This is a genomic window from Pseudomonas sp. SMV71, from assembly GCF_052042015.1.
Lineage (GTDB): Bacteria > Pseudomonadota > Gammaproteobacteria > Pseudomonadales > Pseudomonadaceae > Aquipseudomonas.
The window spans coordinates 114,441-137,224 of sequence record NZ_JBKGGU010000002.1 but is presented as its reverse complement, the minus strand read 5'-3'; the positions used below and the strand labels follow the sequence as shown (position 1 = coordinate 137,224).

At 59.9% G+C, this 22,784-nt stretch carries 21 protein-coding genes; 8 read left to right on the top strand and 13 right to left on the bottom strand.

Annotated features, from left to right (window positions below):
* Nucleotides 1-49: 49 nt before the first annotated feature.
* Together ACLEJQ_RS02515 and ACLEJQ_RS02510 are read left to right on the top strand one after the other, a co-directional pair.
* Complete coding sequence (locus tag ACLEJQ_RS02515) at nucleotides 50-1,312, top strand: OprD family porin (protein WP_440791860.1); 1,263 nt, start codon at nucleotides 50-52, stop codon at nucleotides 1,310-1,312.
* A gap of 193 nt (nucleotides 1,313-1,505) precedes the next feature.
* Nucleotides 1,506-2,552, top strand: a complete 1,047-nt coding sequence (locus tag ACLEJQ_RS02510) for a class I SAM-dependent methyltransferase (protein WP_440791858.1) — start codon at nucleotides 1,506-1,508, stop codon at nucleotides 2,550-2,552.
* Nucleotides 2,553-2,604: 52 nt separating this feature from the next.
* Here the strand turns inward: ACLEJQ_RS02510 and ACLEJQ_RS02505 are convergent, their stop codons facing one another.
* Nucleotides 2,605-3,567 carry a LysR family transcriptional regulator gene (locus ACLEJQ_RS02505; RefSeq protein WP_440791856.1) on the bottom strand — a complete coding sequence of 321 codons (963 nt, stop codon included), beginning with the start codon at nucleotides 3,565-3,567 and terminating at the stop codon, nucleotides 2,605-2,607.
* Between the two features lie 102 nt (nucleotides 3,568-3,669).
* Between ACLEJQ_RS02505 and ACLEJQ_RS02500 the strand changes: the two genes are divergently transcribed.
* The 3 genes from ACLEJQ_RS02500 to ACLEJQ_RS02490 all read left to right on the top strand — a co-directional run bounded on the left by ACLEJQ_RS02500 (nucleotide 3,670) and on the right by ACLEJQ_RS02490 (nucleotide 8,272).
* The gene (locus tag ACLEJQ_RS02500) at nucleotides 3,670-4,422 is read left to right on the top strand and encodes an SDR family NAD(P)-dependent oxidoreductase (protein WP_440791854.1); all 753 of its coding nucleotides are present in this window, start codon (nucleotides 3,670-3,672) and stop codon (nucleotides 4,420-4,422) included.
* Nucleotides 4,423-4,583: 161 nt separating this feature from the next.
* Complete coding sequence (potE, locus tag ACLEJQ_RS02495; protein ID WP_440791852.1) at nucleotides 4,584-5,990, top strand: putrescine-ornithine antiporter; 1,407 nt, start codon at nucleotides 4,584-4,586, stop codon at nucleotides 5,988-5,990.
* Nucleotides 5,987-8,272: an Orn/Lys/Arg decarboxylase N-terminal domain-containing protein gene (locus ACLEJQ_RS02490; protein ID WP_440791850.1), complete on the top strand. Its 2,286-nt coding sequence runs from the start codon at nucleotides 5,987-5,989 to the stop codon at nucleotides 8,270-8,272. The genes potE and ACLEJQ_RS02490 overlap by 4 nt, the downstream gene beginning before the upstream one ends.
* 36 nt (nucleotides 8,273-8,308) lie before the next feature.
* On the opposite strand, the gene ACLEJQ_RS02485 is transcribed toward ACLEJQ_RS02490, so the two are convergent.
* Nucleotides 8,309-9,727: an aldehyde dehydrogenase family protein gene (locus ACLEJQ_RS02485; RefSeq protein WP_440791848.1), complete on the bottom strand. Its 1,419-nt coding sequence runs from the start codon at nucleotides 9,725-9,727 to the stop codon at nucleotides 8,309-8,311.
* 104 nt (nucleotides 9,728-9,831) lie between these two features.
* Between ACLEJQ_RS02485 and ACLEJQ_RS02480 the strand changes: the two genes are divergently transcribed.
* Entirely contained in the window at nucleotides 9,832-10,731 is a 900-nt protein-coding gene (locus tag ACLEJQ_RS02480) for a LysR family transcriptional regulator (protein ID WP_440791846.1), read from the top strand.
* On the opposite strand, the gene ACLEJQ_RS02475 is transcribed toward ACLEJQ_RS02480, so the two are convergent.
* The 4 genes from ACLEJQ_RS02475 to ACLEJQ_RS02460 form a co-directional block, all read right to left on the bottom strand.
* A complete protein-coding gene (locus tag ACLEJQ_RS02475) occupies nucleotides 10,728-10,886 on the bottom strand; it encodes a DUF2986 domain-containing protein (protein ID WP_440791844.1) in 159 nt (52 codons plus the stop codon). The genes ACLEJQ_RS02480 and ACLEJQ_RS02475 overlap by 4 nt on opposite strands.
* 71 nt (nucleotides 10,887-10,957) lie before the next feature.
* Nucleotides 10,958-11,350 carry a VOC family protein gene (locus ACLEJQ_RS02470; RefSeq protein ID WP_440791843.1) on the bottom strand — a complete coding sequence of 131 codons (393 nt, stop codon included), beginning with the start codon at nucleotides 11,348-11,350 and terminating at the stop codon, nucleotides 10,958-10,960.
* Nucleotides 11,351-11,386: 36 nt separating this feature from the next.
* A complete protein-coding gene (locus ACLEJQ_RS02465; protein WP_440791841.1) occupies nucleotides 11,387-11,713 on the bottom strand; it encodes a hypothetical protein in 327 nt (108 codons plus the stop codon).
* Nucleotides 11,714-12,094: 381 nt separating this feature from the next.
* Nucleotides 12,095-12,706 (bottom strand): substrate binding domain-containing protein, encoded by a 612-nt coding sequence (locus ACLEJQ_RS02460; protein WP_440791839.1) that lies wholly within the window; start codon nucleotides 12,704-12,706, stop codon nucleotides 12,095-12,097.
* A gap of 253 nt (nucleotides 12,707-12,959) precedes the next feature.
* Between ACLEJQ_RS02460 and ACLEJQ_RS02455 the strand changes: the two genes are divergently transcribed.
* On the top strand, nucleotides 12,960-14,651 hold the full coding sequence (locus ACLEJQ_RS02455; RefSeq protein WP_440791837.1) for a thiamine pyrophosphate-binding protein: 1,692 nt from the start codon (nucleotides 12,960-12,962) through the stop codon (nucleotides 14,649-14,651).
* A gap of 79 nt (nucleotides 14,652-14,730) precedes the next feature.
* Here ACLEJQ_RS02455 and ACLEJQ_RS02450 read toward each other — a convergent pair whose 3' ends face one another.
* The 7 genes from ACLEJQ_RS02450 to ACLEJQ_RS02420 form a co-directional block, all read right to left on the bottom strand.
* The gene (locus ACLEJQ_RS02450; RefSeq protein WP_440791835.1) at nucleotides 14,731-15,231 is read right to left on the bottom strand and encodes a lipocalin-like domain-containing protein; all 501 of its coding nucleotides are present in this window, start codon (nucleotides 15,229-15,231) and stop codon (nucleotides 14,731-14,733) included.
* Between the two features lie 15 nt (nucleotides 15,232-15,246).
* Nucleotides 15,247-16,584 carry an NTP/NDP exchange transporter gene (locus ACLEJQ_RS02445; RefSeq protein WP_440791833.1) on the bottom strand — a complete coding sequence of 446 codons (1,338 nt, stop codon included), beginning with the start codon at nucleotides 16,582-16,584 and terminating at the stop codon, nucleotides 15,247-15,249.
* A 68-nt stretch (nucleotides 16,585-16,652) separates the two neighbouring features.
* Complete coding sequence (locus tag ACLEJQ_RS02440; RefSeq protein WP_440791831.1) at nucleotides 16,653-17,711, bottom strand: oxidoreductase; 1,059 nt, start codon at nucleotides 17,709-17,711, stop codon at nucleotides 16,653-16,655.
* 45 nt (nucleotides 17,712-17,756) lie between these two features.
* A complete protein-coding gene (locus ACLEJQ_RS02435; protein WP_440791829.1) occupies nucleotides 17,757-18,017 on the bottom strand; it encodes a DUF2790 domain-containing protein in 261 nt (86 codons plus the stop codon).
* A 161-nt stretch (nucleotides 18,018-18,178) separates the two neighbouring features.
* Nucleotides 18,179-19,552, bottom strand: a complete 1,374-nt coding sequence (locus ACLEJQ_RS02430) for a heavy metal sensor histidine kinase (RefSeq protein ID WP_440791827.1) — start codon at nucleotides 19,550-19,552, stop codon at nucleotides 18,179-18,181.
* A complete protein-coding gene (locus ACLEJQ_RS02425) occupies nucleotides 19,552-20,256 on the bottom strand; it encodes a heavy metal response regulator transcription factor (protein WP_440791825.1) in 705 nt (234 codons plus the stop codon). The genes ACLEJQ_RS02430 and ACLEJQ_RS02425 overlap by 1 nt, the downstream gene beginning before the upstream one ends.
* Before the next feature lie 131 nt (nucleotides 20,257-20,387).
* Nucleotides 20,388-21,677: a PucR family transcriptional regulator gene (locus tag ACLEJQ_RS02420; RefSeq protein WP_440791823.1), complete on the bottom strand. Its 1,290-nt coding sequence runs from the start codon at nucleotides 21,675-21,677 to the stop codon at nucleotides 20,388-20,390.
* A gap of 235 nt (nucleotides 21,678-21,912) precedes the next feature.
* Between ACLEJQ_RS02420 and ACLEJQ_RS02415 the strand changes: the two genes are divergently transcribed.
* Nucleotides 21,913-22,782 carry a phytanoyl-CoA dioxygenase family protein gene (locus ACLEJQ_RS02415; RefSeq protein WP_440791821.1) on the top strand — a complete coding sequence of 290 codons (870 nt, stop codon included), beginning with the start codon at nucleotides 21,913-21,915 and terminating at the stop codon, nucleotides 22,780-22,782.
* The last annotated feature ends 2 nt before the right edge of the window (nucleotides 22,783-22,784 follow it).

Below are 22,784 nucleotides of genomic sequence, written 5' to 3'. Positions count from 1 at the left end.
ATTCAGGCGGCAGGCTTTCACGCACACAACAAAAACAAAAGGTGCCTGTATGTCGAAATCTCCTGTGGTGGTCCTGGTTGGAATATCAGCACTTACATCAGCCCCTTTGGTGTTCGCTGATTTCATCAACGATGCTAAAGGAAGCCTGGAGCTTAGAAACTTCTACTACAACCGCGACTATCGTAATGAGGGCGCTGCGCAGAACAAGCGAGACGAATGGGCGCAGGGCTTCATTCTCAATCTTCAGTCTGGTTTCACCGAGGGCACGATCGGTTTCGGCCTGGACGCCCAGGGGCTATTGGGGCTGAAGCTCGATTCCAGCAGCGATCGGACCGGATCGGGCTTGCTGGCGTACGACAGGCAGCGAAACGTCGAGGATGAATACGCGAAATACACCCTGACGGCCAAGGCGCGACTGGGCAAGAGCGACTTGCGGATTGGCGGCCTCAGCCCGCTGATGCCGCTGTTATGGAGCAACAACAGCCGACTGTTGCCTCAGGTGTTCCGTGGTGGGTCCCTGGTGTCCAACGACGTGGATTCGCTGACGGTTTCTGCAATTCGGGTGAACGCCGTGAGGCAACGCAACTCCACGGATTTTGAATCCCTCACTGCGTTTGGTTACCGCGCTGCCGAGGCCGATCATTTCGATTACCTGGCATTCGACTACAAGGTCCTCCCGACCCTGACGTTGAGCTATCACGTTGCCGAACTGGAGGATCTCTATCGCTCGAATTTCTATGGATTGAAGCTCAATCAGCCATTGTCCACCGGCGCGATCATTTCCGATGTGCGCGTGTTCGATGCCAGGGAAACCGGGGATGAAAGCCTCGGCAAAGTGGATAACCGCACCTTGAGCAGCTACTTCGCCTACAGCCTGAAAGGCCACACCATTGGCGGCGGCTACCAGAAAGCTTGGGGAGAGACGCCCTTCGCCTTCGTGAACGGCACCGACACCTATCTGTTTGCCGAGTCGTTGGTGAGTACCTTTACGGCGCCGAACGAACGCATATGGTTTGCCCGCTACGACTACGACTTCGCCAGTGCCGGCCTCCCTGGGCTGACTCTGACCCTGAGGTATGTAAAAGGTGACGATGTCGATCCCACGTTGCTGAGCACCCGGCAAGCGGCAGCGCTGCGGGCCGAGGGACAGGAAGGTAAGGAATGGGAGCGTGTCACGGATATCGCCTACGTCGTTCAGAGCGGGCCGATAAAAGGGCTGGGTGTTCAATGGCGCAACTCCACCAACCGCTCGACCTACGCTGACAGTGCCAACGAAAACCGCTTGATCCTGCGTTATACGATGACCTTCTGATCGCAGCACCGCGCAAAGGTGACGCGGCGCCGCGATGCCGGGCGTCGCGTCAGTAAACCCAAGCGCTTGTCGAGGAATAGACTGATTGTCCCTGCGGGGATTCAGGCCGCAGGCCAATCCATCCGACCACCGCAACAGCTTTCAGGTCCTGCATGCCCGTGTCGACGGTGGCCTTCTCACAGGAGGGTACGTAATGGACGAGGCAAAGCTTAACGAGTTCATGGGCAAGCTGGTGTCCGACATGGGCGCCTCGGCGATGCTCGCCAACGTCATCCTTGGCGATGAACTCGGGTTGTACAAGGCCATGGCCGATAGCCAGCCGATAACGCCCCAGGAACTCGCCGACCGGACCGGCTGCAATGCGCGGCTGATCCGGGAGTGGCTCAGCGCTCATGTAGCGTCCGGCTACATGGAGCACCGCGACGGCCGGTTCGTGTTACCCGAAGAACAGGCAATGGCTCTGGCGATTGAGGATTCGCCGGTGTACGCGGCGGGTGGTGTGATGGTGGTGGCGTCGATGTTCCACGATAAGGACAAGTTAGTGGCGGCCATGCGCGGAGACGGCGGACTGCCGTGGGGTGAGCACCATCCATGCATGTTCAGCGGCACCGAGCGATTCTTCCGGCCCGGCTACAAGACTTACCTGGTGTCGCAGTGGCTGCCGGCACTGGAAGGTGTGGTGGAAAAACTCACCGCCGGGGCCCGCGTGGCGGACATCGGTTGTGGGCACGGCGCTTCGACCATCGTGATGGCGCAGGCCTTTCCGGCGTCGCGCTTTGTCGGCTTCGACTATCATGCGCCATCCATCTCCACCGCCACGCAGCGGGCCCAGGAGGCCGGAGTCGCCAAGCAGGTGACGTTTGCCCAGAGCACCGCCAAGGACTTTCCCGGTGACGATTACGACCTGATCTGCTATTTCGATTGCCTGCACGACATGGGCGACCCGGTCGGCGCCGCGCAGCATGCCTACCGATCGTTGAAAGACGATGGTACGGTGCTGCTGGTCGAGCCCTATGCCAAAGACACGCTCGACGAGAACATAAACCCTGTCGGACGGCTGTTTTACGCCGCCTCCACATTCATCTGCACGCCGAACTCTCTGTCCCAGGAAGTGGGGCTGGGATTGGGGGCGCAGGCTGGGGAGGGGAGATTGCGTGAGGTGTTCGACGCAGCAGGGTTCAGCCAATTGCGCCGCGCGGCTGAGACACCGTTCAATTTGATTCTGGAGGCTCGAAAGTAGAAGCGCGCTGGGTTGGCCGTGCATGACTGGCGGGTCCGTGCACGGCGTTCGTCTATGGCCGCCGGGACGCATCAGTCGCTTGAAGGGCCGCGCGTCCCGGCGCTCGCCAGCGCCAACTCGGGCTCGACAGTCGCTCCACGAAAAAATCGGCAAGCGCCTGGACTTTGCGTGGGCGGGTGCGGGCCGAGGGCGTCACGAAATACAGGCCGCCCCGAGTCATGCTCCATTCAGGCAGAAGCTGCTCCAGACGCCCGTCCGCCAGATACTCGGAGGCGATGAATTCCGGCAACTCGGCAATCGCCATGCCTGCCAGCAGCGGGGCGATGAGCGCATCAGAATTGGTCACCCGAAGCGGGCCCTTCGGCGTCACGTCTTCCTCGGCGCCGTGGTCATCGGTGAAACGCCACACCTGGCTCCGTGCCCGGTAGGCGTAACTCATGCAGGCATGCTCAGTCAGTTCGCGAGGATGTGTCGGCCGGCCATGTTCCGCCAGGTACAAGGGCGACGCCACGAGGTACTGCGTCACGGCGCAGATGTGTCGTGCAACCAGCGACGAGTCGGGCAGGGCGGCGATACGCAGTGCCGCGTCGAATCCATCGGCCACCAGGTCTACTGTCGAATCTGACAGATGCAGGTCAAGTTCCAGGCCCGGATATCGGGCAAGCAACTCAGGCAACAACGGCGCAACCCAGCGCAGACCGAATGACATCGGCACGGCCAGGCGCACCAGTCCACGGGGTTGCACCGACATTTCATAGGCGGCGCTTTCCATCTCTTCCGCCTGTCGATACAGCGCGCTGGCTTGTTCGACCATGCGCTGCCCGAACTCTGTCAGCGCCAGTTGCCGCGACGTCCTATTGAACAAGCGGCTACCCAAACGTTCCTCCAGACGCGCCACGCCCCGGGACACGGTCGGTACCGATACGCCCATGGCCCGAGCAGCGGCTGCGTAGGAACCTTCTTCAGCCACCTTGGCGAACATCGCCAGCCCTTCGAAATCAGGAAGCCTTGGCATTTCAATCCTGCAATGATGAGTTTCAAACAATTCTATTTTGAAATATTTCCGTCGTCGATACGCTTCTCTCAACAGCAATCACCTACTCGACGGAGAAACATCATGAGCAAGAAACTTGAAGGCAAGATCGCCCTGGTCACCGGCGGCACTACCGGTATCGGCCTTGCTACGGCCAAGCGCTTCGCGGAGGAGGGGGCCCATGTCTACATCACCGGTCGCCGTCAGGCGGAACTGGACAAAGCGGTAGCCCTGGTCGGCAACGCGACGGGCGTCGCCGTGGACTCCACGCAGTTGGACCAGCTCGATGCGCTCTACAAACGCATCGGCGAGGAACGCGGGCATCTGGATGTGCTCTTCGCCAACGCCGGTGGCGGCTCGATGCTGCCCCTGGGTGAAATCACCGAATCGCACTATGACGAGACATTTGATCGCAACGTCAAGGGCGTCCTGTTCACCGTACAAAAGGCCTTGCCGCTGTTGGCACGCAACGCATCGATCATCCTCACCGGCTCCACGGCAGGGAGTTCGGGGACGGCGGCATTCAGTGTGTACGCCGCGTCCAAGGCTGCCGTGAGAGCGTTTGCCCGTAACTGGATCCTGGATCTTAAGGATCGGGCAGTGAGGGTGAACACCATCAGCCCGGGCGCAACCCGCACCCCAGGCCTGGTCGATCTGGCTGGTCCGGATGCCGCGCAACAGCAAGGCCTGCTGGACTATCTGGCATCGCTGGTGCCCATGGGCCGGGTAGGGGAGCCGGTGGAGATCGCCAACGCTGCCGTGTTCCTGGCAAGCGATGATTCAAGCTTCGTCAACGGTGCGGAATTGTTCGTCGACGGGGGCCAGGCTCAGGTTTGATCAAGCGGTAGCAGGGTATCAGGCGGTTACGCAGTGCGTACTGCCTGATCTGCGTTTTAGCGGCTCGATAGAGCGCTATAGGGTTGCCCTCCACGAATTTTCTGCTAAGCCTAAGCCTCTACACGGAGATTGCGGGAGAGGGAGGCCAGGTGGCTAAGAAAATGAGTGTTGGGCAGCTCACGATGTTGACGGCCGTCAACATGCTGGGCTCAGGTATCGTGCTGTTGCCCACCAAACTCGCCGAAGTGGGCGGTATTTCAATCCTTTCGTGGCTGATCACCGCCACCGGTTCGCTGGCCCTGGCCTATGCCTTTGCCCGATGCGGCATGCTCAGTCGCAAGACCGGCGGCATGGGCGGGTATGCCGAGTACACCTTTGGCAAATCCGGCAACTACATCACCAACTACACCTACGGACTGTCGCTGTTGATTGCCAATGTGGCGATCAGTATTACCGCGGTCGGCTATATCCAGACGCTTTTTGGGATAAAACTCGACTCCCTGCAAGTCGGCCTCGCGACTATCGCATTGCTCTGGATTACCACGTTCGCCAACTTCGGCGGGGCGAGCATCACCGGCAAGATTGGCGCGGTCACGGTCTGGGGCGTTATCGCGCCGGTGGTGCTGGTATCGACGATTGGCTGGTTCTGGTTCGAGGGCAGCGTCTACGCCGCCGGCTGGAATCCCCACGATAAAACCTGGTACGACGCCGCCGGGGCTTCGGTGGCGATTACACTTTGGGCGTTTCTCGGGCTCGAATCGGCCTGCGCCAACGGCGATGCGGTGGAGAATCCCGAGAAGAACGTCCCCATCGCAGTGCTTGGCGGGACGCTGGGCGCGGCAGTGATCTACATCGTGTCCACCAACGTGATCGCCGGCATCGTGAGCAACGCTGAACTCGTCAGCTCCACTGCGCCGTTCGGGTTGGTGTTCGCCAAGATGTTCACGCCCCTGGTCGGCGACATCGTCATGGGATTGATGGTGCTGGCGTGCATCGGTTCGCTGCTGGGCTGGCAGTTCACTGTTGCCCAGGTCTTCAAAAGCTCGGCGGACACCGGGTATTTCCTGCCGATCTTCGCCAAATCCAACAAGCACGGCGTGCCGATCATCAGCATGCTGATCCTGCTCGCCATGCAGACGGCCATGGCGTTGCTGACCATCAGCCCCGACCTGGCCAAACAGTTCGACACCCTGGTCAACCTAGCGGTAGTCACCAACCTGGTGCCGTACATCCTGTCGATGGCTACTTTGATGACCTTGCAGAAGGTTTCCGGTGTTCCGGCCAACAAAGCCCTCATCACCAACATCGTTGCCGGCATCGCAGCGGCCTACAGCTACCTGGCGTTGTACAGCTCGGGCGCCCAGGCGCTGATGCTGGGCGGCGTTGCAACCATCGTCGGCTACACGCTGTTCGGTTTCGTCAACACGCGGTTGATCCGCCTGGAGGCCGTGAACAATAGCGTTCCGACCCAGACCGTCGCGGCGCAACACATCGTTGGCGAACCTATCCCGGTGAATGACCTGCCGGCCAATCATTTGCAATCGGCCAGACTGGAGCCTCAATCATGACGGAAAACAGACACCTGCTCGGCATGCTCGCGTTGCTGGTCTGCAACCAGCCGGACAAACGCAGCGTGTTCGGCCGGGCGCTGATCCAGCTGATCAGTGATGTGGAAGAGCGCGCCATCAGCGTGCTGACGTCCGAAAGCCTGAGCGATGCAAAGTCGATCCTCAGCAGCGATCCGGCGATCCAGTGCGTTTTGCTCAGCTGGGAAATGGACAGCAGCGCAGATCATCGCGAATGCATCGACCTGCTCACGACCCTGCGTGAGCGCAACACCCGTGTGCCTGTCTTCCTGATCAGCGACCGCAGCACCGCGTCGAGCGTGCCGCTGATCGTCATGCAGCACGCCGACGACTTCATCTGGCTGCCCGAAGACACCAGTCGCTTCCTGAGCGGGCGGATCATGGCCGCCATCGAGCGTTACCGCCAGGCAGTGCTGCCGCCAATGTTCGGCGCGCTGCTGAAGTTTGCCCGCAGCTATGAATATTCCTGGCACACCCCGGGGCATGCGGGCGGTACGGCCTTTCTTAAAAGCACCGCCGGCCGGGCGTTCTACGAGTTTTTCGGGGAAAACCTGTTGCGCTCGGATCTGTCGATCTCGGTGGGTGAACTCGGCTCGTTGCTCGATCACAGCGGCCCCATCGGCCAGGGTGAACGTTACGCGGCGAAGGTATTCGGCGCCCATCGCACGTACTACGTCACCAACGGCTCCTCGATGTCCAACCGGGTGATCCTGATGGCGAGTGTCACCCGCGATCAGATCGCCCTGTGCGACCGCAACTGTCACAAGTCGGCCGAGCATGCGATGACACTGTCCGGCGCGATTCCCACGTACCTGGTGCCGACGCGCAACCGCTACGGCATCATCGGTCCGATCCTGCCGCAAACCTTGAGCGCTGAAGGGGTGAGGGCGGCCATTGCCGACAATCCGCTGGTCAAGGATCACATTGACCCAACGCCGGTACACGCAATCATTACCAACTCCACGTATGACGGCTTGACCTACAACGTCGCACGCGTCGAAGAGCTATTGGGGCAGAGCGTCGATCGCCTGCATTTCGACGAGGCCTGGTACGGCTATGCGCGTTTCAACCCGTTGTATAAGGACCGTTTTGCAATGCACGGCAGCCCGGAGGACCACGATCCGGGCAAGCCAACCGTGTTCGCTACACAGTCGACCCACAAGCTGCTGGCGGCGCTGTCCCAGGCCTCGATGATCCACGTGCGTAACGGCCGCAATCCGATTCCCCACGGTCGGTTCAACGAGTCGTTCATGATGCACGCCTCGACGTCGCCCAATTACGCGATCATGGCGTCCTGCGATGTCAGTTCGGCAATGATGGAAGCGCCGAGCGGGCAGATCCTGACCAATGAATCGATCGAGGAGGCCATTGCGTTCCGCCAGGTCATCTCACGCATGCGAAACGAGATGTCGAGTCATGACGACTGGTTCTTCTCGTGCTGGCAGCCACCGTCGGTGCTGGTCGACGGGACGGCGGTCGCATTCCATGAAGTCGATCCCGTCAGGCTCAAGACCGACCCGGATTGCTGGGTGTTGCATCCGAACGAGGTCTGGCATGGCTTCGGTAATATCGAAGACGGCTACTGCATGCTCGATCCGATCAAGGTGTCGATCCTCAGCCCGGGCATGGGCGACGACGGCAATTTGCTCGACTTCGGCATACCCGCCTGTGTGTTGAGCGCCTACCTGGGGCATCAAGGCATCGTCGTCGAGAAAACCACGGACTTCACCATCCTCTTCCTGTTTTCCATCGGTATCACCAAAGGCAAGTGGGGGACGCTGGTCAATGCGTTGCTGGACTTCAAGCGCGACTATGACACCAACCTGGAGCTCGAACTGTGCCTGCCGGACCTGATGACGGCCAATCAGCAACGCTACGCCGGCATGGGCTTGAAGGATCTGGCCGAAGAGATCTTCACCGCGATGAAAAAGACCAGGACCACTGCGGCCATGTCCCGGGCTTTCGGTACGTTACCCAACGCGGTATTCAGCCCGGTGGAGGCCTACGAGAAGCTGGTCAAGGGTGAGGTCGAGCAGGTCACTCTGGAACAAGCCGCCGGCCGCATCGCGGCCACCGGCATCGTGCCTTACCCGCCAGGTATTCCATTGTTGATGCCGGGGGAAAATGCCGGACCGTCAGACGGTCCGCTGCTGGCGTATCTCAAGGCGCTGGAGAGCTTCGATAAGTCTTTTCCGGGCTTCACCCACGATACCCACGGGATCGAAAGCGAGGCGGGGGAGTATCGGATGCTGGTGTTGAAATGAGCCGGGTCGGCTGCGTTCGGATGAACCGCAGCGGCTCTAGGCGCCGACAATCGATTTCGGCTCCAGGAACGACTCCAGTCCAAAGACACCGAACTCTCTGCCGATGCCCGATTGCTTCAGGCCGCCAAACGGCGCCAGTAGCTCTGGCGCGATACGGTTGATCATCACCGTCCCGGCTTCGAGCCGGGACGCCACGGCCTGGGCACGCGAGCGATTCTGCGAAAACACATAAGCCTGGAGCCCATAGACCGTGTCGTTGGCGATACCGATCGCCTGCTCATCGGTGTCAAAGGCCATGATCGATAGCACGGGCCCGAAAATCTCGTCGCGAGCAATGTCCATATCGACACTGACCTCGGCGAATATCGTCGGCTGTACAAAATATCCACGCTCCTGTCCGGCTGGACGGCCCAAGCCACCTGTAACCAGCCTGGCACCTTGTTCGATGCCGCGATGAATGTAGCGCTGGACCCGTTCATATTGAGCAAGGTTGACCAGTGGGCCGATAGCCGTGTCCGGATCGTGTGGGTCGCCCACCCGCAGTGTCGCGGTATACGCTTGCACAGCACTGATCACTTCCTCCAGTCGGTTTCGTGGCACCAGCAGGCGCGTGCCGGCCACGCAGGCCTGGCCGTTATTCATGAAGGCGGCGTTCATGATCAAGGGCAGGGCAGTGGTCAGATCCGTATCGTCCAGCACAATTGACGCCGATTTACCGGTCAATGCCAGGCTTACACGCTTCATGCTCTCGACGCCGGCTTGGGCAATCACTTTTCCGGTCGCTGTCGAACCGGTGAAGGAAATCTTTGCGACATCAGGATGACGACTCAGCTCATCGCCAACATCGTGGCCCCGTCCTATCAGGATGTTGAAGATGCCTGCGGGCAGCCCGGCGCTGTGCAGTGCCTCGCTCAGGACCCGAGTCTGTAACGGGCTCAGCTCGCTCGGCTTGATCACGCTCGTACACCCTGCAGCGATGGCCGAGGCGAGCTTGCTGCAAACCGTGCCGGCAACGCTGTTCCAAGGAGCAATCAGCGCGGCAACGCCCACCGGCTCCATCCTGACTTGCGCGGCACCGATGACACGAGTCAGCGGATAGTCCTCCAGGGTTTGCGCGGCATTGGCAAAAGATTGGGACACATATTGACTGATCCACTGGGTACGCGCGAATACGCCGCCATACTCTTCAGTCGCCGAATCGCGAATCTGCTGGGCGCTGCCCAACACCGCAGCCTGAAGCTGCCTGAGCATCTCGATGCGCTCGGCTTTGGTTGTGCGTGCAAATGTGTGCTGCGCTCTACGGGCGGCCTGGATGGCTGAAATTGCATCAGCACGATTTGCCAGTGTGGCAGTGCCCAGGATCGTTTCGGTCGTGGGATTGACGACCTGGATGACCTCTGTGCCCTGTACCGGGATGAAAGCGCCATCGATGTAAGCCTCTGTGATGTTCCACATGATTGAACCTGGTCTGGATTCGAAATGAGGAGATCAGGCTAGCGGTTTGTCTTCAGGCTGATAATCGGATCAAATGCGGATGAATTATCAAGGAATCCGGGACAATGTATAAAAGTGGCCTGATCGAACTGGAAGTCGTGCTGGCGGTCGCCAGGCGAAGAGGGTTTCGCGCGGCAGCCATTGACCTGAACATGTCCACCACAGCGGTCAGCAACGCCGTTGCCAGCCTGGAGGCACGGCTGGGCGCACGGTTATTCCATCGCACCACCCGCAGCGTATCCCTGACTGAAGCCGGGCAACGTTTTGTCGATCAGATAGGCCCAGCCGTCAGCCATATCCAGAACGCAATGGAGACCGTGCTGCAGGCCAACCCTGTACTGACAGGAACGCTGCGCATCAACAGTTCGTTGGGCGCGGCGCTGATGGTTTTCCAACCTGTACTGCTCAAGTTTCTACAGCGATACCCGGGCATGACGATCGATATCACGACCGAGGGAAAAATGGTCGACATCATCGCCGAGGGATTCGACGCGGGTTTACGGCCCAGTGCCCGGGTGCCACGGGATATGATTCGAGTGCCTATCATGCAGAACGTGCAGATGGTGGTCGTAGGTTCGCCTTGCTACTTTGCCAGCCACTGCGAACCCGTGGTTCTCGAAGACCTGGTAGATCAGGCCTGTATACGGGCGCGTCTTCCTGACGGCGCATTATCGCCTTGGGAATTCGTCCGCGAGGGTCAGCCAATGACCGCCGATGTACACGGACCGTTGGTATTGGACACGCCGGTGCTGATGCTGGAAGCGGTCAGGCAAGGAGTAGGGCTTGCGCAATTGCCTCAATGGTATGTCAGGAACGAACTGGTTGATGGACGCCTGATTGAAGTACTCGCGCAGTGGGCGCCTGCCGCGTTTGATCTGTCCCTGTATTACGCCGGCCATCGGCACATACCCGCCGGCCTGCGGGCCCTGATCGATCTGATTCACGAAGAGGCCGGCTCGTCTTAGCCTTCAGTGCCATCAACCGCAGATGATTCGGCCTCGGCAGCCATTTTCAGCCGGTCAGCCTTACTGATGTACTTGGGCTTCTTCGGCGCAAGTTTGGCGCTGGCCTTCTTGGCTTTCGCCTTGAACAATTGCTGCAGTTTCTTCTGGCGATTCATGATTTCAATGGCTCCTGGGTCAAAAGGGTCAGCATCCTGAAGCAAGGAGCGGGGCGAGGGCAATGGTCGATCTACTCAGGATCATGACAACACACGCAAAGCTTGTTGCCTTCAGGGTCGCGAAAGTACGCACCATAAAAATCAGGATGGTATTCAGGTCGCAGGCCTGGAACGCCTTCGCATGTCCCGTTCAGTTTCAAAGCCAACGCATGAGCATTACGTACAGTCTGTCGATCCATTGCCAGCAAGGCTGTCATCTGCCCATTCCCGGGCGTTGCCGGTCCGCCATCGAACGGTTTTCCCACCACAAACAAGGGACGCGCCAATTCCGGATGCTTCCAACCGACCCATGGACGTTCCAAGTCCTTGAACTTCATTTCCAGCCCGAGCAACTGCATCAGCGCTTGATAAAACGCAAGTGATCGATCGAAGTCATTCACGCCTATGAGTACATGTGAAATCATTTTTTGCCCCCAGGGAAAAGCGCACGTGAGTCATAGTCAGTACGCTTGATTGAGTTCAGCGTACCAGTCGGCGTATCGAGTATTGACGACAAGACACTGGTTCACATCAGGCGCTCCGTCATCCCACCAAGGCGCAGCGCGTTCACCCAACGCCACTTTGGCTTGATTGACAGCCGAACGCGCCATGGCCAACGCTGCATCATCGGCATCAGCCTTGGCGAGTTTGACTGAGCGTCGAGCGTCCATCAAAGCTTTCACCCAGCGATCTCGATCTGCATGGCTCAGATGAGGATTGGTGCAGCGCCACAGACGACCCTTGACGACAAAATAGCGACCATCAGGAGTGACGGGATAATGAGTCACTGAATTCTCCGTGTTGCAGAGTAGCGTTTACCTGTGAGATTGATTTCAGGGTTCAGCAGTGGTTCATATGGGGTGAGTGTTTGGTTGAATCTGATGAGCAGAGCCTCCCGTGAGTGTTTATATAAGTGCACATAATGTATATTATGTTAAACAAGGATTCTGGCTTTACTGGATAGCCACGCCATCTGGCTCCAAAGCGGACGCCAAGCCAACAACCTGGTTGTCCGAATCGGCACAGCTCAAACGGCACCTTTTCCGGACGTTGATTCACTGCCCTGCTCCCTTCGCACTGTCAAAGCTTTGCCGGAAAAGCTCATACAGACGGCGCGCAGATCGATCAAACCCTACCTACGGATTTTTCATGGCTCATCTCAAACTGCATCAGCCCCAGCTCTTTGATGCGGTGATTGCGGCGGGCAGTAGCGCTATGCCCAATCCGGCCAGCGCCCCTTGGAGCTGAGCAAAAGAGGTATTGGCCTGAAAAGGTCCATCCACTTCCACGGTTGCTGCTTGATTGTCGACGCCTCCCAATCGCCAGGTGGTGCGCGGCCCACCGTAAGATGGCGTGGTGATGCAGTGATGGACACTCAGATCAGTGGGTTGTGCCGGAACGCCGCGTGCCGCCAGGTAGCCTGGACTCGCTACAAGGGTTTGGTAACTCGTGCCGAGCTTACGTGCGAACAGTGACGGATCTCGATCACCTCCGCGCATCGCGACGTCAATGCCCTCGCCCAGTAGATCGACTCGGGCATCATTCAATTCGAATTCAAGGTGTACCCGCGGGTACTCGGCAATGAACTGCGCGATAGCCTGCGCCGGGAACCAGTTGAAGAAATCCACGGGAGCGGCAACTCTGACGCGACCCGCGATCTGGGTCGATTCGTTGCTAACTTCACCCGCAACTCGTAGCAACGTATCGATCTGATCAACAGACTCCGCATAAAAATTATTCCCGGCATCGGTCAATACCAATCTGCGCGTGGCGAACTTCATTTTCACCATCGGACATAGTGACGACTCCCGTCTCTATCCACGTGATCCACGTTTGTCTTTTGAAGAAGCCTGCCGCTTCGAGTGACATCCTCGCACCGGGCTCCGCCCATAGTGAGGGTCCGATGCGGTGCACACAAGGTAATCGACTGCATTCACCAGATATCATCCTGGCTCGGGCAATCCGATGCCGCACTACAGTCGTCACAGGAATCCAGTTAAATTAAAGCCTCCAGACCTGATGAGGCTCGGTGTCATGCCTTCAGAATCCAATGTTCTTCTCAAAAGCCGCGGGCAACGCGGCGCGGACCTGTTCGTAGAGGTGCTTCGCAGCGAAGGTGTACGCTACGTCTTCGGCAATCCGGGAACAACCGAACTGGCTTTGCTCGACGCCCTCTCCGGGGCCTCAGACATCCAATATATCCTCGGTCTCCAAGAGACCTCCGTGGTCGCGATGGCCGATGGTTACGCGCAGGCATCCGGTCGCCCCGGCTTCGTCAACCTCCATACGGCCGGTGGGCTCGGCAATGCAATGGGCGCAATTCTCAACGCGAAAATGGCCAATACGCCGCTTGTCATTACGGCGGGTCAACAAGACACGCGACATGGCGTGACCGACCCGCTGCTCCACGGAGACCTCGTCGCCCTCGCCCGCCCGAGCGTCAAATGGGCGGAGGAAATTCATCATCCCGAGCATATCCCGATGCTGCTGCGTCGTGCGTTTCAGGACTGCCGCACGGGGCCGGCCGGCCCGGTTTTCCTTTCCCTGCCGATTAACGTGATGGAGCAGCACGCGGATGTGACGGTCGGCCCACCATCGCGAATAGAACGCGGGGCCGTGACCGGGGCGATTGAAGAACTGGCCGCTGCCTTAGCGACAATCACCCCCGGCCGCCTGGCAATTATCGTGGGAGAGGAAGTGATCCAGTCGAGCGCGGAAGTCGAAGCCGTGATGCTCGCCGAAGCGCTCGGCGCGCCGGTCTACGGACCATCCTGGCCCGGGCATATTCCGTTCCCGACGGCTCATCCGCAGTGGCAGGGAACGTTGTCTGCGAAGGCTTCCGATATCAGAGAGGCGCTCTCTGACTTCGACGCGGTCTTTCTGCTCGGTGGCCATTCGTTGATCAGCTATCAATATTCCCAGGGGCCGGCTATTCCACCTCACTGTCGCCTTATCCAGTTGACCGGCGATGGGCACCAACTGGGCAGAGTCCACGAGACAGCGCTAGGGCTGATCGGGGATTTAAAACTCTCCTTGCAAGCGCTGTTGCCGATACTGGACAAGCAATTGGACCCACACAGCAAGGCCATTGCGACGCTGCGACACAACGCTGGCCAGGGACGCGATGCACGTCGTGCCGACGTCGCCGCTCGCGTCAGTCGCGAATTCGACACGCCGGTGACAACGCCTTTCGTGGCTGCCCACGAGGCTGTCCGGGCTATCGGGCCGGACGTCTGGATCGTCGACGAAGCACCCGCCACGATTGCTCATGTTCGTGCCTGCCTGGATTCCCATTCGGCTCGCCAGTATCTTTTTACCCGCAGCGCCATCCTGGGCTGGGGTATGCCGGCGGCTGTCGGTACGTCGCTTGGCCTGGATCGCAGCCCGGTCGTCTGCCTGGTCGGTGATGGTTCGGCAATGTACTCACCGCAAGCACTCTGGACGGCGGCGCATGAACGGCTGCCGGTGACGTTCGTTGTCATGAACAACGGCGAATACAACATTTTGAAGAACTACGCCCGTAGCCAGGCGCACTACCGAAGTGCAAGCACTCACCAGTTCATCGGCATGGACCTCTGCAACCCGGCCATCGATTTCCTGGCCCTCGCCTCTTCCCTGGGCATCCCTTCGCGCAGGATCGAGCGCGCCAGCGATATTGCGGGAGCTGTCGAAGAAGGTATTCGCTCAGGCTGCCCGAATCTCATTGAACTGCCGATCACGCCCTGAAGAATGGACGCCCCTGGTCGCTGCCCCTGCCCAGACGGGCAGGAGGCGATGTGTCCGCTGCCAGGGGCGAAAATCGAAATTACCTGACGCGTTCAAAGATGATGTGAACCCTGGACCCATCGGGGCGCCGAAAATTTTCCACCATCCGGTCGCCATCGACCTTCAGTTGCAAGTCATCCTGCGTACGCACAGCGCCCACCCAGTTTGGAAAAGTAGACCCCTCAACGGTGTTGCCGGTGAACTCGCCATTCTGGTCAACCGTATAGCGTCCGAAGAAACCGATGCTACCCGCCATGGCCGCACGGTTTTCCTCATCGGTGCCTTCGCCACGAACGGCGGAGCGAAACGCCGGCACACGCGGATCAGTGAGCACTTCAACGAACGTCAGCTCTGCGGTGAAAACGAGCCAGCCATGAGGATTAGGTCCATAAGCATCCGAGGTACCGCCCTGGCGCTCAACCGTTGCGCTGATGACGCGCCAGGTGCCGACAAACGGATTTTCTGCGCTCGCAAAGACCGTGGAGAAAACCGAAAAGGCAATCACCGCGCCCACTGCCAATACCCTGTTTTTCAGTGTCATCCGTATCACCTTCCATTAACCGTAAGGACGCGATGTCCTGGTCGAGATAATCGCCAGGCGTAGCTCCCGCGAGGCGGCATTATCCGCCTGACGGCCCAGCTGCCAGCCCAGATACCCCCACAGCAACGCGCAACACGCGCCTACCATTGCGGCCAGGCCGGCGCCCTGCCCCAGCATGTCGAGCACGCTCTTGGCCCAACCACTGATGGCGTCGCCGGCGCGATAAACCACCGTGTCGATGACGTTCTTGGCCTTGTATTTACTCTCGGCGTCCAGCGGTGCGAAGAGCATCTCCCTGCCCGGCCTGACGAACGCGTACTCGCCGATGCGCCGAATGATCATCAACGCTGCAAGCAGGGCAAATCCGGGCGCCAATGCAAGACCGACGAAGCCGATGCACATCAGCAACGGCACGATGGCCAACAACGCACGGATCCCCAGCTTAGGCGCGATACGACCGGTGATGAACAGCTGGGACAGTAACGCGCCCGCCTGCACGATGATGTCGATGGTGCCGAAAACGCGCACTTGTGAAGCGCGATCCGGGTAAAGCTCGGCCACCAGCCGCGCCTGCTCGAAATAGAGAAAGGTACTGACCGTCGCCAGCAGCACCACGAATCCGGCTATCCCCAGCAGGTAAGGTGACTGGAGCACCGCCGTCAAGCCACTGAACGGGTTGCCTTGCAAGGGCTGGCGGGTGGGTTGCGTCGGCGCGGCGCCAGGACGGCCCGCCCCGCCCGTTTCGCGCCATGTCATCAATGCCCGCTTCAAGACCAGCGTCACGCCGAGCAGCAGCGCCGCCAGGAGCATCAAGCCTGACGCACCAACGGGCTCGATGAGCAGCGCACTCAGGGCTGGCCCCAGCAGGCCGCCGATGCTGGCGCCCGCCGCGATAAAGGCAAATAGCCGCTTGGCCTGCTCGCTGTCGAATACATCCGCCATCAAGCTCCAGGCCACAGATACGACGAACAGGTTATAGACCGAGATCCAGACGTAGAAGACCCTGGCCAGCCAGATGCTGTCCGGCTGGAATTGGAAGACCTCGACGAACATCAACAGGTTGAGCCCGAAGAAACCGTACACCCAATCGATGAGGCGCAGGCGCGGTACCCTGGCACTGAGCCAGGCGAATAAAGGAACGGCCACAAGCATGGCGACGAACGTCGCAGTGAACAACCATTGCAGGTTCTCCACACCCGCCGCGATGCCCATCGACTCGCGGATCGGGCGCAGCATGAAGTAACCGGTGAAAAGGCACAGGAACAACAAGAAACCGCACAGCGCCGCAAACAGCTCACCGTCGCGGGCGTTAACGGCGCGGCTCAGCCGGTGCAGATAGGAAGGCGTACGCATGGGAACTCCAGGGAGACGCTAACAAGTCAGAGGATGGGCACCGGACGAACCCGATGCCCATGTTCGCATCAGGGGTAGGTGATGCCGGTCAGCCGTTCAGAGACGGCCCAGAGCCGCTCGGCATCCGTCTGGTTGGTCGCCGCGGCTGGCGTCTTGGCCAAGCCCAGCGGACCGCGTTTTTCCTCGTCTCCGGTCGGGCCGTAATAGGCTCCACCGTTGGCTTGCGGTGCGGTGGCGGCATATAACGTGGGCAACGCCCCTTGCGCCGCCGAGTGGTACACGTCGCGGTCCTTTGCCCAGCGTTGGCCGAACTCACTGTTGAGGCCCGGACCTCGCGCAATCAACTCGGTGACCGCTACACCCGGATGCGCGGCAACGCTGCGAATGCCCCACTGTTGGGCATCGCTGCGCCGTTGCAATGCAAAGGCCCACTGCAGGATGGCCAGTTTCGATTGCGCGTAGGCCGCATAAGGGTCGTACTTCTGCTCGAACTGCAGGTCATCGAAATTCACCGTGCCACGCGCCGCGGCAATGCTTGAGAGACTCACCACCCGCGCATCCTCGCTCTGGCGCAAGAGCGGCACCAGCAAGCCGGTCAATGCGAAATGCCCCAGGTAATTGGTCGCCAGTTGGAGTTCGTAACCGTCCGCCGAGGTGCCGCGTTCCGGCGGCGCCATGATGGCGGCATTGTTGATCAACACGTCCAGGCGCGGCAGCGTCTGGTTGAGGCGCTGGGCCAAGCCGCGTACGGATGAAAGGTTGGCCAGGTCCACGGCCTCGAAGCGCACCTTGGCGTCAGGCACCGCCTGTCGAATACGGGCGATGGCTTCGGCTCCGCGTTCAGGATTGCGTGCCGCGATAATCACTTCGGCGCCGGCCCGCGCCAGCGCCAGCGCATCCTCATACCCCATGCCGCTGGTGCCGCCGGTAATCAGGACGATCCTGCCGTTCTGGGACGGAATATCGTCGGTCGACCAGTCGGGTTTCGGGGCAACCCGGGCCGAAGCGTCGACGCTCACGGCGCTGAGCAACGCGACGCCGGCGGCCAGCGCTCGCGCCAGCCTGAGCAGCGGACTCGTGAGGTTCTTGAAATCGAATGCGTAAAAGCTTGTTGTTGTATTCCACATGGTTGAGTGCTCTCTATTTGAAGATGGAACCGATACGGCCAGCGCTCACTGGATGGCGCATGCATCAGACAGTTGCAGGAAGCTGACCCGGCGGATTTCGCCGTGCGTATCCACGTAGGTCATCGTTGCCGGCACCACTTCGCAAACGGGCGATTGCGGCGCCTCGATACGAATGGCCTGGGCGACGTCCAGCGGCATGCCGTACTCGTAAGCCGGTGGTTGCGTTTGTTCTTTGGCAAACAGAGGTGAACCGCTCAAAGTGATGACTGCCAGCAGACTGGCGACCGATACATTCTGGATATTCATGGTGAGACTCCACGACTGCCTTTACCGAGATGGTGGTAGCACTCTAGGAGCAGGACACTGACGTCAAGGTGACTGCCGACTGACAGGAACATGTCAAAGGCCGGCACTGGAGAAACACCGGCTTGCGCTGAATGCAACAGCGCAAATCGAGGGTGTGGCGGCTAGCGCGCTGCCTGGCTTGTCAGGGAGAAACCGAAGGTATTGAGGCCGTCCCTGCTGTGGGCGAACACCCGGCCACCGTGCATGGAGGCCACCGCCCGCACAATGGAGAGCCCCAGGCCATGGTGCGCATCACTTCGTGCACGGGCGGCGTCGGCACGATAGAAACGCTCGAACAAGCGTTCCAGGTGCACGTTATCAATCGGCTCGCCAGCGTTGGATACGCTGACCTCGGCCTGCATGCCGTGGCTGACCAGGCTCACGGTTATCGTGCTGCTCGGCACCGCGTATCGCGCCGCGTTCTGTATCAGGTTCGCCAGGGAACGGTGGAAAAGGCGACGGTCGATGCACATGTGCATGTCGCCTTGGATCACTACGCTCAGTTGCTTGTCATGCAGGACCGGCTCCAGATATTCAACCGTCTTCGACGCCTCTTCGTTCAGCGAGACATCACTCAGCTCGGTTGCGCGCTGGCCGCTTTCGGCGCCCGCCAGGAACAGCATGTCGTTGACGATAGTGCCCATCCGCTCCAGCTCTTCGAGGTTGGACTGCAACAGATCCTGAAGCTCGTTCACGTCCCGCCCATGGGCCAACGCGACCTGAGTCTGGCCGATCAGGTTGGTCAGTGGCGTTCGCAGCTCATGGGCCACATTGGCATTGAAACCTTCGAGCTGGCACCAGGCCGCTTCCTGGCGAGCCAAGGCACCATTGAACGACACCGCCAATTCTTGCAATTCGCCGGGCAGCGCCTCGGTGTCCAGTCGCTGCTTGGAATCTCCCGGTGGCAGGCTGTTGGCCTGACGGCTCAGGCGCCTGACCGGCCCCAGGCCAAAACGCGCGATCCAGTAGCCCAACAGAGCGACCAGCACGACGCCCAGGGCCGAGGTCAGGACCAGGATCTTGGTGAAATGGTCCAGGGTCTTCATGAACGGGGTCGAATCGAGCCCGACGATAAAACGTAACTCCGGCCGGCTGCCCATGGCCGTGATGGTCTTGATCATCAGCATCAGGGGCCGATCCCGATCAGGTACTTCGACGGTGGAAAAACCATCCGGGCGCTTGGACCAATCCTTGCCGTCCGGCATCGCCCCGCCATAACTGTAGGCGGGGTCGTCAACCAGCACCCAATAGCGCACCCGCTCGTCTGCGGGCGTCAGCCCGTCGAGCTTCTGGCGCAAGCCGATCCAGAATTGCGGCGAATCATATTTTGCGAGCACCGGATCGAGTACGGAATGACGCAGGATCAGCTCGTTCTGCATCTGGTCTTCGAGCGATTGTTTCAAGGAACAGCGCAACAGCGTCGCGCTGACAGCGGTGATGAGCGTGACCGCTAGCGCAAACATCAGGGCAAGCCGCTTGGCAATCGATCCTTTCATCACTGCGCACCGACCGGCCTGTCGTTGGCGTCACGACTCTCCAACACATAGCCCATGCCGCGGACGGTATGCAGCAGTTTGCGCGGATACGGCACATCGACCTTGGCTCGCACGCGCTTGATCGCAACCTCGACCACGTTGGCGTCGCTGTCGAAATTCATGTCCCAGACCTGTTCGGCAATCATCAACTTGGAAAGAATTTCCCCCTGGTGCCGTGCCAGCAGGCTCAACAGACAGAACTCCTTGGCTGTCAGGTCCAGCCGCACCCCGCCCCGTGTCACCTTGCGTGCTTGCAGGTCGACCTCCAGGTCGTCGATGCGCAGGTGGGTCGGGTCGGCAGCGTCATCGGCACGACGTCGGATCAGGGCCTGGACCCGCGCGACCAGCTCGGCAAAGGAAAAAGGTTTGGCCAGGTAGTCATCGGCGCCCTCTCGCAGTCCCCGGACACGATCATCCACCGTGCCCCTGGCCGACAACATGATCACCGGGGTTTTCTTGTGCAGGCGCAGCCCCTGCAAAACGCCATAGCCGTCCTTGCCTGGCAGCATGACATCGAGGATCACCACGTCGTAATCCATCTCCACCGCATAGTGCAGGCCATCAATGCCATTGGTCGCGACATCGACAATGTAGCCAAGCTCGCTCAAGCCACGATGGACATAGGAGGACGTCTTTTCTTCATCCTCGACAATGAGCAGACGCATCAAGTGGTTCCTCTGTGGACGCGGGGGCAACCTACAGAGTTTAGACAGGCAAAGTGTCTGGAGGCTGACTGCTTCCTGACATTCTTGTCAGAAATGGTTTTGACGGCCGGCGTCGGCTACCTGCGACTCGCCTATATTTGCGGCTGAGTGACTTGGCCCCTGCCTTTAGTTTCACCGTCGCGATCAAACGGAGTGTTCCAAATCACCAGCTCAAGTGCCACGGCTATTTGGATCCGGTAGTCGGCAAACGGAACCGGCAACAGATCCTGAGCGCGCTCAAGCCTGCGCAGCAGCGTATTGCGATGGGTCCCCAGCGCTTCAGCGGTCTGGGTGATGTTGCAACCATGGGCCAGGAATGCATGTAACGACTGCTGTAATACCCAGGACTGCGTCGCCAAGCGGCCCAGGGTGCTGACAACGAATTCTTTGGACGCGCGGGCGTCTTGCGTGATCAGTGACATCATCCTGACCTGGTCTATGGTGGCGACGGCGGGCGCTCCAGCAAGCCTCCCCATGAGTCGCTGGGTTGCCAGAGCTTCAAGATGTGACTTTCGAAAACCGTTGGGCCCCGCTGCCAAAGATCCTGCCGACGCGCGGTGTTCTGGATACTGGTTCGAGACGTCGCGCAGTTTGTTCACGTCCAGCGGCTTTGCCGCGCTGCACCAAACCCACAAGGTGGCGGGCCCTGCCGATACGATAAGGGGCGACGTCGATCCAGTGAGGCGAGCCAGGGCGCGCGCCATATCCTCCAGATTCCGGATGTCGGCATCCGGGGTCTCGCTCCAGACGAGGTAGGCAAAGTGTTTCTGGGAAACGCTGTAGCCCAGGCGTCTACCGAAGTGCTCGGTATCCACCTCTCTGCCATCGAGCAGCCGATTGACCAAGCTCCGTTTGTCGACGTGGTCATCACAGGCCTGAACGCTCTTTTCTTCCCGGATAATCTGCGTCACCAGCCGCATGTTGCCGTCGATGAATTCGGCAATCGACCGCGACGACACGTCCAGGAATTCCTCGAGCACCACCGGATCCCGGGTCATTTTGAAAGCCATCTTCATCCACAGCTCCCAGGCAGTGTTCTGTGTCGACCTCGCGACATTCATCAACAACTCGGACAGCCCTCTGCGGGCGAGCTCCCTGGCCGTGTCCACCATGTCGGCCGAGACGTAGGGCTGTACCGGCTCTCCAGGGCGCTGCAGATTGGCGTTCGCCCAGTGCAGCAACTCTGCCCGGTTGGCGCGTCGGCACGCCGCGAGAATGACAGGATCCTCCAGCAGCCTGGCATCTTCCGGTGAGGAGAAAAGCGCCTGGTTGAGGCGCTCGACCCACTCCGACGGCAGTGTCTGAGCGAGCTCGGCGCCTTTGCGCAGGAGCTCACGAACGGCTTCCGAGGGGTGCGGCCAAGGGGTTGGCGTACTGGTCATGGGCGGTGCAAATCACTCAAAAAATCCAGGGAAAATGGTGCAGTTCGTACCTTGGCGCAAGGTCAGGGGAAACCTAGCATGAACTCACTGCCTGAACAAAAAATACAAGGGGGCACCGTGACGCTCCGTGTTCTTTTTTGGGTTTAGCGCAGTGCAAGCGGGCCTGCTCGCCGATGCCCGTTGAACAGACATCAACCCGCCTGCGCCAACCGTTCTTTCAATCTGGAGTGCTTCAATGTCAGCCTCTCGCGATACCTTACCCAGCCTGCCCGTTGTAACCCGCTCGACTTCAGCGCAAGAGATTGCGCAACTGAGCGACGGAGCAGGTGCGGTCATCATCCGCAACTTCATGACCCTCGAACAAGTCGAACGGATCAACCATGAACTGGACGCCCCCCTGGCCGCGCTCGATGCCGGCTCCAAGCACGAGCACGAGCTGATCGCCGAGTTCCATGGCCATCAAACCAAACGGCTGACCAACCTCGTCACCCACAGCAAGACTTTTCGTGAGGAAATCCTTGATGATGACCTCTTTCACGAATTGGGGAACGTGCTGTACGCCCCCGAATGCGGTGACTGGTGGCTGACCACGGCCCAGTTGATCGAGATCGGCCCGGGCAACAAAGCGCAAATGCTGCACCGTGACATGGCGCAGTACCAACCGTTCGTGGCCATGAACAGACACGCGCCACGCGCCATCACCAACCTGATGCTGGCGCTCACCGATTTCACCGAGGAAAACGGCGCCACGCGCCTGATCCCTGGAAGCCAGGATTGGGAAAACTTCGACGATGTGGGCACGCCGGAGATGACGATCCCTGCCCTGCTGAAAGCAGGGGATGCCTTGCTGTTCGGCGGGAAAGTCGTTCACGGTGGCGGGGCCAACGTGACCGCTGACGACTACCGTCGCGGGCTGACCATACCGATGCAGGCTTCGATCATCACGCCTGAAGAAGCCTACCCGTTGATCGTGCCGCTCGAGCTGGTCAGGACGCTCGCTCCACGCGTTCAGAAGATCCTCGGCTTCCGCTCTCAGTACCCCAATGGCAGCCCGGGCCTGTGGCAACATAACTACGCCGACCTCGCAGACTACCTCCAACTCTAGAA

Bases quoted from the DNA above. Each gene is read 5' to 3' on its own strand.
- ACLEJQ_RS02515 (WP_440791860.1), top strand. From the start codon at position 50: ATGTCGAAATCTCCTGTGGTGGTCCTGGTTGGAATATCAGCACTTACA.
- ACLEJQ_RS02510 (WP_440791858.1), top strand. From the start codon at position 1,506: ATGGACGAGGCAAAGCTTAACGAGTTCATGGGCAAGCTGGTGTCCGAC.
- ACLEJQ_RS02505 (WP_440791856.1), bottom strand. From the start codon at position 3,567: ATGCCAAGGCTTCCTGATTTCGAAGGGCTGGCGATGTTCGCCAAGGTG.
- ACLEJQ_RS02500 (WP_440791854.1), top strand. From the start codon at position 3,670: ATGAGCAAGAAACTTGAAGGCAAGATCGCCCTGGTCACCGGCGGCACT.
- potE (WP_440791852.1), top strand. From the start codon at position 4,584: ATGAGTGTTGGGCAGCTCACGATGTTGACGGCCGTCAACATGCTGGGC.
- ACLEJQ_RS02490 (WP_440791850.1), top strand. From the start codon at position 5,987: ATGACGGAAAACAGACACCTGCTCGGCATGCTCGCGTTGCTGGTCTGC.
- ACLEJQ_RS02485 (WP_440791848.1), bottom strand. From the start codon at position 9,727: ATGTGGAACATCACAGAGGCTTACATCGATGGCGCTTTCATCCCGGTA.
- ACLEJQ_RS02480 (WP_440791846.1), top strand. From the start codon at position 9,832: ATGTATAAAAGTGGCCTGATCGAACTGGAAGTCGTGCTGGCGGTCGCC.
- ACLEJQ_RS02475 (WP_440791844.1), bottom strand. From the start codon at position 10,886: ATGAATCGCCAGAAGAAACTGCAGCAATTGTTCAAGGCGAAAGCCAAG.
- ACLEJQ_RS02470 (WP_440791843.1), bottom strand. From the start codon at position 11,350: ATGATTTCACATGTACTCATAGGCGTGAATGACTTCGATCGATCACTT.
- ACLEJQ_RS02460 (WP_440791839.1), bottom strand. From the start codon at position 12,706: ATGAAGTTCGCCACGCGCAGATTGGTATTGACCGATGCCGGGAATAAT.
- ACLEJQ_RS02455 (WP_440791837.1), top strand. From the start codon at position 12,960: ATGCCTTCAGAATCCAATGTTCTTCTCAAAAGCCGCGGGCAACGCGGC.
- ACLEJQ_RS02450 (WP_440791835.1), bottom strand. From the start codon at position 15,231: ATGACACTGAAAAACAGGGTATTGGCAGTGGGCGCGGTGATTGCCTTT.
- ACLEJQ_RS02445 (WP_440791833.1), bottom strand. From the start codon at position 16,584: ATGCGTACGCCTTCCTATCTGCACCGGCTGAGCCGCGCCGTTAACGCC.
- ACLEJQ_RS02440 (WP_440791831.1), bottom strand. From the start codon at position 17,711: ATGTGGAATACAACAACAAGCTTTTACGCATTCGATTTCAAGAACCTC.
- ACLEJQ_RS02435 (WP_440791829.1), bottom strand. From the start codon at position 18,017: ATGAATATCCAGAATGTATCGGTCGCCAGTCTGCTGGCAGTCATCACT.
- ACLEJQ_RS02430 (WP_440791827.1), bottom strand. From the start codon at position 19,552: ATGAAAGGATCGATTGCCAAGCGGCTTGCCCTGATGTTTGCGCTAGCG.
- ACLEJQ_RS02425 (WP_440791825.1), bottom strand. From the start codon at position 20,256: ATGCGTCTGCTCATTGTCGAGGATGAAGAAAAGACGTCCTCCTATGTC.
- ACLEJQ_RS02420 (WP_440791823.1), bottom strand. From the start codon at position 21,677: ATGACCAGTACGCCAACCCCTTGGCCGCACCCCTCGGAAGCCGTTCGT.
- ACLEJQ_RS02415 (WP_440791821.1), top strand. From the start codon at position 21,913: ATGTCAGCCTCTCGCGATACCTTACCCAGCCTGCCCGTTGTAACCCGC.